At 41.2% G+C, this 12,008-nt stretch carries 7 protein-coding genes; 4 read left to right on the forward strand and 3 right to left on the reverse strand.

The features are described from left to right. Nucleotides 1-15: 15 nt before the first annotated feature. From DXC10_RS01850 to DXC10_RS01860, 3 genes are all read left to right on the forward strand, one after another. Entirely contained in the window at nt 16-2,772 is a 2,757-nt protein-coding gene (locus DXC10_RS01850; RefSeq protein WP_117737244.1) for a SusC/RagA family TonB-linked outer membrane protein, read from the forward strand. A gap of 15 nt (nt 2,773-2,787) precedes the next feature. Continuing rightward, entirely contained in the window at nt 2,788-4,464 is a 1,677-nt protein-coding gene (locus tag DXC10_RS01855; RefSeq protein WP_101542040.1) for a RagB/SusD family nutrient uptake outer membrane protein, read from the forward strand. A 336-nt stretch (nt 4,465-4,800) separates the two neighbouring features. Then, entirely contained in the window at nt 4,801-5,613 is an 813-nt protein-coding gene (locus DXC10_RS01860) for an SPFH domain-containing protein (RefSeq protein ID WP_101542041.1), read from the forward strand. A gap of 162 nt (nt 5,614-5,775) precedes the next feature. Here the strand turns inward: DXC10_RS01860 and DXC10_RS01865 are convergent, their stop codons facing one another. Both DXC10_RS01865 and DXC10_RS01870 read right to left on the reverse strand, forming a co-directional pair. Continuing rightward, nucleotides 5,776-7,161 carry a TlpA disulfide reductase family protein gene (locus DXC10_RS01865; RefSeq protein WP_233519843.1) on the reverse strand — a complete coding sequence of 462 codons (1,386 nt, stop codon included), beginning with the start codon at nt 7,159-7,161 and terminating at the stop codon, nt 5,776-5,778. A 99-nt stretch (nt 7,162-7,260) separates the two neighbouring features. Next, on the reverse strand, nt 7,261-8,124 hold the full coding sequence (locus tag DXC10_RS01870; RefSeq protein WP_101542043.1) for a hypothetical protein: 864 nt from the start codon (nt 8,122-8,124) through the stop codon (nt 7,261-7,263). 525 nt (nt 8,125-8,649) lie between these two features. On the opposite strand from DXC10_RS01870, the gene mutS reads away from it, so the two are divergent. Continuing rightward, nucleotides 8,650-11,268, forward strand: coding sequence for a DNA mismatch repair protein MutS (gene mutS / locus DXC10_RS01875; protein ID WP_101542044.1), 2,619 nt, complete (start codon nt 8,650-8,652; stop codon nt 11,266-11,268). Here mutS and DXC10_RS01880 read toward each other — a convergent pair whose 3' ends face one another. Next, nucleotides 11,269-11,997, reverse strand: coding sequence for a hypothetical protein (locus DXC10_RS01880; protein WP_145998962.1), 729 nt, complete (start codon nt 11,995-11,997; stop codon nt 11,269-11,271). Nucleotides 11,998-12,008: the final 11 nt, after the last annotated feature.

Consider the following 12,008-nt stretch of genomic DNA (forward strand, 5'->3'; position numbering starts at 1 on the left):
ATATATTGATTATTTATGAATAAAAGTATAAAACTAATCACAGCTGTTTTGTTGTTGTCGTCATCCGTTGCGACTGCACAAGTAGCAGACAGCATACAGCAATACAGACGAGGAATGGTGTTCGACCGGAAAGAAGCGACTACTGCCGGTGGTACGGTAACGTCTGAAAGACTTTCCCATAAGACCAGTATTAATGCGTCAAACTCGCTGTACGGACTGATACCGGGCTTGTATACTATGCAGAATGCCAATACGGCATGGGGTGATGCTGCTACAATGTATATACGCGGACTGGGTACTACGAATAGTAGGACTCCTCTGATAATGATAGACGGTTTTGAACGTGGAATTGAAGATATCACCGTACAGGAGATAGAGTCGGTTACCGTATTGAAAGATGCGGCGGCACTGGCGTTGTATGGTGTGCGTGGTGCCAATGGTGTGGTTTACATCAAAACAAAACGTGGAGTGGTAGGAAAGCCGGTAATCAATTTCAACTATGAGTTCAATTTCGGTACTCCTAACCGCTTGCCTAAATTTGTAGACGGTTATACATACGCACAAGCGTTAAATGAAGGTTTGAGAAATGATGGTTTGTCGCCACGTTACAGCCAACGTGAACTGGATGCTTTCAGAGACCAGACTTATCCGGATTTTTATCCTAATGTAGACTGGTGGGACGAAGCTTTACGCGATCATAGTTATGGTGACAATGTGAATTTCAACATTCAGGGTGGTAGCGAAAAAGTACGTTACTTTGCCCAGTTGAACTGGTTGGACGATCGTGGTATTCTGAAACCTGTTTCTGATAATGAAGGTTATTCAGGACAACTTAAATATTCCAAAGTGAATATTCGTACCAACCTGGATATCCAGGCTACCAAAACCACTCAAGTACAGATTGGTATGTTGGGTAACTTTGCCGAACATAACCGTCCGGGAGCAACGGTGGGTAATCTTTTTGGAGCGTTGTACCAAGTACCTTCGGGGGCTTTCCCTGTGAAGACTGCCAATGGTTTGTGGGGAGGCAACGACATCTATTCCAATAATCCGGTAGCTTATATTTCAGGAATGGGGTATGCCCGTTCGCAGAGCCGGGCTCTTTATGCTGACATGAATATTATGCAGGATTTAAGTGCTATCACTCCCGGTTTGTCGGCTTCCATGCAGATTGGCTTTGACAGTAACGGTAGCTATTGGGACAATAACACACGTACGTTTGCTTATGAATCGGCTGTGAAAGGTTGGGACGGAGAAGAAGACAAATACGAAAAGTTGAGAGAAGAAACGGCTTTGAGTTTTAGCAGCAGTGTAGGCTCGATTGTACGTCGTTTTACGTTTGGTGCACAGGCTAACTATGATAAAATGTGGAATGATCATAAGTTGAATGCCACCTTGTTCTACTCGATGGACAAGACCAGCAGTCAAGGACAGAACAAGTCGCGTGCCTATATGGACGTAGCGGCACAGGCACATTATACCTACAAGAACCGGTATTTGTTGGACTTTACATTGTCGGGTTCTGCTGCAAGTGTTCTTGATCCGGACGACCGATGGGGGATATTCCCATCAATAGGTGCGGGTTGGATATTGTCTGAGGAAGATTGGTTGAAAGACAATGGTATTGATTTGTTGAAGTTGAGAGCATCTTATGGTATTACGGGTAGAGCCGATTATGAGATGGGGTTATGGAAACTTTATTTTGGAGGTGGCAACGGATATTACTTCGGACAGACTCCGGCCGGAGCGAGTGGTTATGCTGAAAATCAGATTGCCGTGGAAGGATTGACCTATGAGAAATCACACAAGCTGAACGTAGGTATCGATCTGGTTGTCTGGAAGAATCTTTCGCTTACTATCGATGGTTATTATGACCATCGTACGGATATTCTGGTAGACGGTTCCACTGCTATCTCTTCCATATTTGGTATGTCGGTTCCAAAACGTAACGACGGTATCGTGAATAGTTATGGTGTGGAAGTGGCGGCTGCTTGGAACGACCGTATCGCTGACTTTAGTTACCAGATAGGTGGACAACTCTCTTTCAACCGTAACAAGATTATTGAAATGAATGAGGAATATCGTCTGTATGATTATCAAAAGCGTACGGGACAAAGTCTGGGACAGATATTCGGTTATGAAGTGGAAGGTATCTATCAAAGCCAGGAAGAGATTGACCAACGTGAAGTGAAGCAATATCTGGGTGTCGTACGTCCCGGCGACTTGAAATTCAAAGATCAAAACGGAGACAAGAAGATAGACAAGTATGACGCGGTGCCCATGGGTTACAACGAGACTTGTCCGGAACTTTATTTCGGTTTCAACTTGGGAGCGGAATACAAGGGACTTGGTTTTATGGCACAGTTCCAGGGTGTTTCTCATTATAGCAAATATCTGAACACGAATAGCGTATATCGTCCGTTGACGGGCAACAGTACTATCTCACAATACTACTGGGACAACCGTTGGAGTCAGGACACGCCGAACGGTACGTTACCGAGACTGACCACACAGGGTTCGGACAATAACTACAATGTAAACTCCTTGTGGGTGACCGATGCTTCGTTCTTGAAATTACGTACATTGGAACTTTATTACCAGATGCCTGAAAGATGGATGAAGAAAGCGGGTTTCGTCAAAGGTGTGAAACTATATGCCCGCGGACACGATTTGTTCAGCTTGGACGGTATCGACATTGCTGATCCTGAAGCATTGGGCACGACGCACCCTACAATGAGACAATACACTTTTGGTTTTAACTTGCAATTCTAAAGTAAAGTGACTACAATGAAAAAAATAAAGATTATAATCGGATATTTTCTGTCCACGTTCCTAATGACAGGTTGCAACTTCATGGATTGCGATGAAGCGGATAACTATAGTAAGGAAGACGTGCTTGCCAGTTATACACGTGTGGAGCAATTGGTTACCAATGTATATGGCCATTTGCAACATGGATTTTGTAACATAGACGGAGCCATGCAGGATGCAGCTACGGATGATGCCGTTCATATCTATGAATCTTCTTCCATCCAGTATTTCGTGAATGGAATGTGGTCGCCCGATTTGTTGGTAGATGACCTTTGGGCCAAATATTATAGTGGTATACGTGCTGCCAACCTTTATCTGAAAGAAACGGAAGGGCTGACTTTCAGTGAATATGAGTATGGCGATAATTATGAGAACATCATGAAAGAGTTCAATAATTATAAATATGAAGTACGTTTCTTGAGAGCTTATTTCTACTTTGAACTTGTTAAACGCTATCGTAATGTACCTTTGGTGTTGGGAGTATTGTCGCAGGAAGAGGCGAATGAAATGCCGTCTACATCTTATGAAGAAATCGTCAAGTTCATCGTTGATGAATGTACAGATGTAGCGAAATATCTGCCCGTGAGCTATAGTAGTTTCCAAAGTAAGGAATACGGACGTATCACCAAGGCAGCTGCCTTGGCATTGAAATCGCGTGTTACACTCTATATGGCAAGTCCGCTCTTTTCGGAAGATAGTGACGAAAAATGGAAGACTGCCGCAAAGGCGGCTTATGAAATTATCGGTTCGGCGTCTGAATTGGGATGTAGCTTGGGTAAATATGCCGATTTATTCGGCGAAACTAATAATATGGCTTCGGAAGTGATTTTGGCTCGTTCGGTAGGTGAGACAGGTGACTTTGAAAAACTGAATTTTCCTGTAGGTATAGGTGGAAACAGAGGTACTGCACCCACATCTACTTGTCCCACACAAAATCTGGTGGACGCCTATGAAACAGCTGACGGAAAACCGTTTGACTGGAATAATCCCGATATGGCAAAAAATCCGTATGCTAACCGCGATAAGCGTTTGGGTATGACTATTGCCTATAATGGTATGGTTTGGCCTGTGAAACCATTGGAAATATGGGAAGGTGGTGCCAATGGGCTTCCTATACAGTATGCCACGACTACGGGCTATTATCTGAAAAAGTATCTGAACAACTCCATCAGTTTCGAGTCGGACAGTAAGGTGACGAAAAAATATCATAACTGGATTTTGTTCCGTTATGGTGAAATTCTTCTGAACTATGCCGAAGCCATGGTCAATGCTTTCAATGATCCTAATTATAAAAATGCCGAACTCAAGATGAGTGCTTTGGAAGCCGTAAATCTTGTCCGTGACCGTAGTGACGTGAAAATGCCTTTGTTGCCGGATAATCTGAATGCAGATGATTTCTTGAAGCGTGTCAAGAACGAACGTCGTGTGGAATTGGCTTTTGAAGGACATCGTTTCTGGGATTTACGCCGTTGGAAAGCATTGGATGAGACAACCAACATCTATGGCGTAAAAGTAGAAAAATCAGGAGAAGGGTTCAAGTATACCAAATTCTTGTTTGCAAACCGTACTATAACCGATAATCTATATTTCTACCCTATTTCCAATCTTGAAAGATATAAGAACCTGAATTTGGGGCAAAATCCGGGTTGGTAAACTGGTAAAATAGGGAAAAATGGCAGGTAGGCCATTCTTATGAAAAGAACGTGTAAATGGTTACATGGATGTGATGTCCGTGTAACCATTTCTTGTGTATCTTAGGAAGGGGTATCTGACGGGAAGAAGTGGCGGAGTAAAAATCTTTCGGGTTCGTGTTACATTATTCGTGTTACATTAATAGCAGATGAACGGAGAATTTTTTGTTACTTTGTAGTGGATAGCAGATGTAAGAGAACGACGCATTTGCCAGAAAGTAACCGACATCTTTGCCGGATGTGGAAAAATAAGTAAACAGAGAATTACATTTATCATTTAAACAAAAAAATATCAGTTATGGGAGTTACAAAGAAATCAACCGTGAAATTGGGAGTAGCAGGTATCGTAGGCATTGCAGTGGTAATGTTGTTTATGGTCATGTTTGCCGTGGAGCGTATCGATTCGGGACAGACGGGTATCATTGTTAATTTGGCAGGCAGCGAACGTGGTGTGGACGATGCTAAAGTAGAGACCGGATGGGTAGTTTATAATCGTTTTGTAAAACAGTTATTCGAATATCCTGCTTTTGCGCAGATTGTGGATTACGAGCCTTTCGACATACAGGATAAGAAGGGTACCATCTTTAAGACGGATCCTACCATTGAATATTATATTGAACGCGAGAATGCGAAAGTTGTGTTCCTGCGTTATCGCAAGACTACCGAGGAGTTGGAGCAAAGCGTCATCCTGACGGAAGTCAAGAACGCCTACAAGGATGTTGCCGGATTGTATGAAACCGACTCGCTCATCAATAATCGCCCTGCTTTCGAGAAAGAGGTGGAGGGACTGTTGAAAGAGCGTTTGAGTAGTCGTGGATTTACGTTTACCAACATACAGTCTTCCGTAAAACCGAATGATTTGCTGCAAGCCGCCATCGACGAGAAGAATACCGCTGTGCAGAATGCCTTGAAGGTGGAGAATGAGAAGAAAGCCGCCATTGCGGAAGCCGAAAAGGTAGTGGCTGCCGCCAAAGGAAAGGCGGATGCCAATCGTATTCTTCAACAGAGTATTACACCTGAGCTAATTCAGCTCAAGGCAGTGGAGAAATGGGACGGTAAATTGCCGTTGTCGACAAGTGGCAATACATTGCCGTTCTTGAAACTGCAATAAGGAAAGTTTTTTCTGAGGCATGAACGAAACCGGAATAGAACGAATATTGCAGACAGAGGGCATGATAAAATCAAGAAGAATATAAATAACACTAAATGTTTCCTCGCTGTTATTGAGGAATTTGGAATTTTGTTATGTGATTCTTGGTAATCTCTTTATCATTTAATTTAAAAGTTCATTTATCTTTTGGGTGGTACCTGGATAACTGGGACGTAAAATTGTACCATAATTTACAATTACACCTGCCTGGTTAATCAGGAGATATTGGGGATGGCTATGCATGTTCCAATGCTGCATGACACGCCTGTAATCTTCAGCGTCAATCCAATCTTCCCAGAAGATACAGTCAATATCTCTATTATTTAATGAGAAACGTTCTAAGATTTGCTCATAAGCTGTCCGGTTTCTGCCGTCGCAAATACTAACCATTGCTACTTCCCGGGGAGAATATTGTTCCCGTAATTTTTTCAAAGGTTCCATTTCCGCCAAACATGGTGGACAAGTTGTCGTCCAGAAATTTATATAAACCACTTTTCCTTTATGCTTTTCCAAAAGGTGGTGGACAGAAGTCATAAAAGACATATTCTTCGTCATGGTATTATCCGGATAATACCCATAGAGCATATAATCTGATATGCTTTGAGGATTATTCAGATAATCTACTTTCTTTTTATAAAGGCATAAAATATTCTGTTTAAGGTAGGAATTTTGTACGATAGAGTCAAATGCTTGTCGATGAGTAGTGAAACATGTAGTATCGTTGATAAGCAGAGAACTTCCTATAAGATAAGCATAAAGATATTCCTTGATGGCATTTTCTTCTAAAGGTTTTAATAGTTCATCCAATTCAGAATTCGTATTTTCCGATATACGATATTGAAAAGCATGGAAAGAATTACAAATGTTTTTTACTAATGAAAATTGATTGGCAAAGACTATATCATCCGATACGAATAGGGAATTTGCTTCAGACAAAAGTTTCTTGTATTTGTCGGCATCAATATCGTTTCCTTTGAGAATTTGCTGGAAAGTATATCCAAACAAAGTTGAATAATAATCTATCAACAATAAATCTGCCGTATATTTCTCTATCTCTTTACCGGGAGAATATTTCTTTAAAAAATCATTGCGACGTTCCAAACGGCTATTGTATTCTGTTTTTAAAGTCTCCTCAAAAATTTCCGGACTTGCGTTTTTATCATAAGGATAAGACATCCGGTAGTATCCTCCATCAGTAAAAAGACTCATGTACTTGTTCAGATTTCCGGAAGTTCCCGTTATACGGGGATGTAATAAATCTTGAAAATCAATCTCTACATGCAGGCTGTCACCCGGACGGACATAAAGATGTTCTGCATAATTGCACAAAGACACTTCACACAAGGAAGTATAAGAAGGGAAACGGAAAGAAAAAGTACCGTCATCTGCAATTGCAGATATATAAAAAGTTTCTTGTTGTGGGAAGAAGGGTATGACGAGTTTTAATTTCTTTTCGTTGGGATATACTTCTTTATTCAGTATCTGTCCTGAGATTACTATCTCTTTCATTATCTCTTCTGTCGGTTTTTGTTGTTTGCAGCTGATACAACACAAGAAAATTGATAATATCCATAAGTATTTCATGCGTGTTTTATTATTAGAATTATCTTATCGTAATGGTGGCATCTGAAAACGGGGTGGCGCCAACGTTGCCCCACCTTTATCACTTTTGTCAAAAACAGTATTACGAAGTATTTCATATAATATTCCGCCAACATCCAAACCCAGCTTGAGCTTGTTGATATTGAAATAAGGGATGACTACGGGAACGGTTTCCCAATGTCCGCGCATGGAGTCGTAGTAACGTTGAACGCCTACTTCCATGCCAAAACGTTCGGACATATCCAATGACATGGTAGCACCGTAACTGGAAGCATCCATTCCATAATTATTTCCAAAGGCATATAAACCGAAAACTTTGAAGGTAACACGGTCAGAAGGATGATATAATAAAGCGCCCGAGGCATTGAATGTTTGTCCGGTAGAATGAATCATATTTATCTTCATGGCATTTATACTGCTTTGGAGTTCCAGTTTCTGATTGAATGTATGCTGATATCCTAACGAAGCATCATTGATTCGTCCAATACCCGGAAGGCTTGTCTGTCCTCCACTACCATATAATGCGCCGTGGGGAAAAGATTTTAATATACCGGTAGTACGATAATCACCCTGAAAAAGTGGAGAAGGGTTTGTGTGATAAGGTAAGTGGATGTTTTTCTTTAAAGAAAAATGAGGTAGGGAATCGAAAAAAGTCGGTTGAAGTACAGAAGAGGAAAGACCTCTTCCGGGAGATAACTTTAAAGGGGAAGAAAGGAGTTCTTTCAATTCCGGTCTTATACGTATACTGTCGGGAATAAAACGCGTGTTGTCTTCTTGTGCGGAAAGTAACCGCGGAGTAAAAACCAACAGAAAACATAACCCTAAACGGATTATGAGATAAAAGATATCTACTTTTCGTTTCATACGTATATCCTCCTTCTTTATATTTACATTTTACTTGTTTTCTATACGTCTTTTACCACCGGCAATAATTTTATTGTGATTATCGTATCTTGCTGTTTATTACAAAAGTAAGAAAAAGAATGGAATGTAATGGTATATTATAAGATAAAGAATATTTAATAGAGCTATTAATTTTTAGACTGTGAAACATCAGGATAAGGATGATTGATCTGCAACCTTAAATCGGTGATTTTATGTTGATCCGTGATTGCCACGAAACGTATGGGTATAAAAAAAGGAGTACCGCTGTACTCCAACCTTTGTTAACCTTAAATCTAATACTATGAAAAACACATTGCAAAGGTACGGACTTTTGGCTAATATCCAAATAAAGCAAATAAAAAAGCGTGTTTTATAACATGTTTTAGTAAAATAATGCCTTTTGTTAAGGCTTACTAAGGATTTGAAGGCTCTCCACGTTTATTTTCTAAAAAAGACTTATCTTTGTATCATCAATAAATTTAGCTTACTAACCGTAAAAGACATACCACCGTGAACGAAGATATTGTTCTTACCCCAATGATGAAACAGTTTCTTGATTTGAAGGCAAAACATCCTGATGCTGTCATGTTGTTTCGTTGTGGCGACTTCTATGAAACTTATTCAACCGATGCTATTGTTGCTGCCGAAATCTTGGGTATAACCCTTACAAAGCGTGCCAATGGTAAGGGAAAGACTATCGAAATGGCGGGCTTTCCTCATCATGCACTCGATACGTATTTACCCAAATTGATACGTGCAGGAAAGCGTGTGGCTATATGTGACCAGCTGGAAGATCCTAAATTGACGAAGAAGTTGGTGAAACGAGGTATTACGGAACTGGTGACTCCGGGGGTATCTATCAATGACAATGTACTGAATTACCGTGAAAACAATTTCCTGGCAGCCGTCCATTTTGGTAAAGGTGCATGTGGTGTCGCTTTTCTGGATATATCTACAGGTGAATTTCTTACGGCGGAAGGTCCTTTTGACTATGTAGATAAGCTGTTGAATAACTTTTCTCCGAAAGAAGTACTTTTCGAGCGTGGTAAACGTGGCATGTTCGAGGGGAATTTCGGAAGTAAGTTCTTCACATTTGAGCTGGAAGACTGGGTGTTTACAGAGACAACTGCCCGAGAAAAATTGCTGAAGCACTTTGAAGTGAAGAACTTGAAAGGTTTCGGTGTAGAACACCTCAAGAACGGTATTATAGCTTCGGGTGCTATTTTGCAATATCTCATTATGACGCAGCATACGCAGATCGGTCATATCACCTCGTTGGCACGTATCGAAGAAGATAAATACGTTCGTCTGGACAAGTTTACGGTACGTAGTCTGGAGTTGATGGGCAGCATGAATGATGGCGGCAGCAGTTTGCTGAATGTGATAGATAAAACGATCAGTCCGATGGGTGCCCGTTTGTTGAAGCGCTGGTTGGTATTCCCGTTGAAAGATGTTCAGCCCATAAACGATCGGCTGAATGTGGTGGAATATTTCTTTCGTCAGCCGGATTTCAAGGAGTTGATTGAAGAACAGCTGCATCTGATAGGTGATTTGGAGCGTATTATCTCTAAAGTGGCGGTAGGACGTGTATCTCCCCGTGAGGTCGTTGCGTTGAAAGTTGCTTTACAGGCCATCGAACCTATCAAGGAAGCTTGTATGCAAGCTGATAACGCCAGTTTAAATCGTATTGGCGAACAACTGAATATTTGCCGCTCTATCCGGGATCGTATTGAAAAGGAAATAAACAATGATCCGCCGTTGCTTATCAATAAAGGCGGTGTTATTAAGTCCGGTGTTAACGCCGAACTCGATGAGTTGCGCCAGATAGCCTATTCCGGTAAAGATTATCTTTTGCAGATACAGCAACGTGAAAGCGAGTTGACGGGTATTCCCAGTTTGAAGATAGCCTATAACAATGTGTTCGGCTACTATATCGAAGTGCGTAATGTGCATAAGGATAAAGTGCCACAGGAGTGGATACGTAAGCAGACGTTGGTCAATGCGGAACGTTACATTACGCAAGAGTTGAAAGAATATGAAGACAAGATACTCGGTGCGGAAGACAAGATATTGGTGCTTGAAACGCAGCTTTATACGGAACTGGTGCAGGCATTAAGCGAATTCATACCCGCCATTCAGATAAATGCGAACCAGATAGCCCGTCTGGACTGTTTGTTGTCTTTTGCCACTTCTGCCAGGGAGAACAATTATATCCGTCCCGTCATTGCCGATGATGATGTGTTGGAAATTCATCAGGGACGTCATCCGGTCATCGAAAAGCAGTTGCCGATTGGCGAGAGGTATATCGCCAATGATGTGATGTTGGACAATAATACACAGCAGATTATTATCATTACCGGTCCCAATATGGCGGGTAAGTCCGCTTTGTTGAGACAGACCGCATTGATTACTTTGCTGGCTCAGATAGGTAGCTTTGTACCGGCGGAAAGTGCGCATATCGGATTGGTGGACAAGATATTTACCCGTGTGGGTGCCAGTGATAATATTTCCGTCGGTGAGTCTACTTTCATGGTGGAGATGAATGAAGCGGCGGATATTCTGAACAACCTTTCTTCGCGTAGTCTGGTACTTTTTGACGAGTTGGGTCGTGGAACCTCCACTTACGATGGTATCTCCATCGCCTGGGCTATCGTAGAATATATCCATGAACATCCTCGTGCCAAAGCTCGTACATTGTTTGCCACGCACTACCATGAGCTGAATGAAATGGAGAAGAGTTTCAAACGCATCAAGAATTACAATGTATCGGTGAGAGAGGTCGACAATAAAGTTATTTTCTTGCGTAAATTGGAACGTGGAGGTAGTGAACACTCTTTTGGTATTCACGTAGCAAAGTTGGCGGGTATGCCGAAAAGTATTGTGAAGCGTGCCGATGAAATATTACATCAGTTGGAGGTAGAGAACCGTCAGACCGGGATGGTCAGCGGTAAAACCATTACCGAAGGTGCTTCTTCTGCCGGTGGTATGCAACTGAGTTTCTTCCAGCTTGATGATCCTGTACTGTGTCAGATACGCGATGAGATACTCAATCTTGACGTGAATAACCTGACTCCGCTGGAAGCGCTGAATAAGTTGAATGATATTAAGAGAATAGTGAAAGGGAAGTGATTAACTTCCCTTTTTCAAGGCGGATATTATTTGTTTGGCCTTAGCTTTGGCTATCTTATGACAAAGCATTGTCATTGAAGTAGATAAATTGGGTATCTCATCCATTTCTGCTTTATGTTTACGTTCCCATTCATAGATAATATGTTCTTTGGTTTCGCTTTCGGCAGGAAACGTTTTTTGTGCATCTTTTTCTTTCCATTTCACTATATATTCCACGCGATAGTTTCCGGTATATCTTTTCTTATTCACTTGGAGTGAATTGAGTTGATAATAGCATTTGCAGGAACTGATTTCAGCAAGGTAATCGGCAGGTTGTTTCCCCTTTGAGGGATAATAAGCCTTAATACCTTGTACTTCCAGTTCGTCCTTCAAAAATTGAAGTATCAATATAGGACTGAGACTGTCTGCTAACGTTACCTGCATCTGTACACTGTCCCTATGAATAAGAAATTCACTCAAATTATGGGTAATTTGACCTTCCTGTTTAGTAGTGGTATTACTATCTTTCCAAAAAGGATCGACGTCCTTTCGGAAATCCCGATATAGACTGCCGTCACTACTATGAAAATTGTTAGAGGTATAGTTTGTAGCGACATCATAATAATAAGTCTCTGAAAATATTTCTTTGTTTCCTGTATTATTGAACAGTTTTACTTCTTCTTGTCCAAACATCATACTGGAAAATTGTAGCAATAGTATTGCTATCATGGTAGGGAGTGATTTTTTCATGGCAATTAAAA

The organism is Bacteroides sp. OM08-11 (assembly GCF_003438665.1).
GTDB lineage: Bacteria > Bacteroidota > Bacteroidia > Bacteroidales > Bacteroidaceae > Bacteroides > Bacteroides cutis.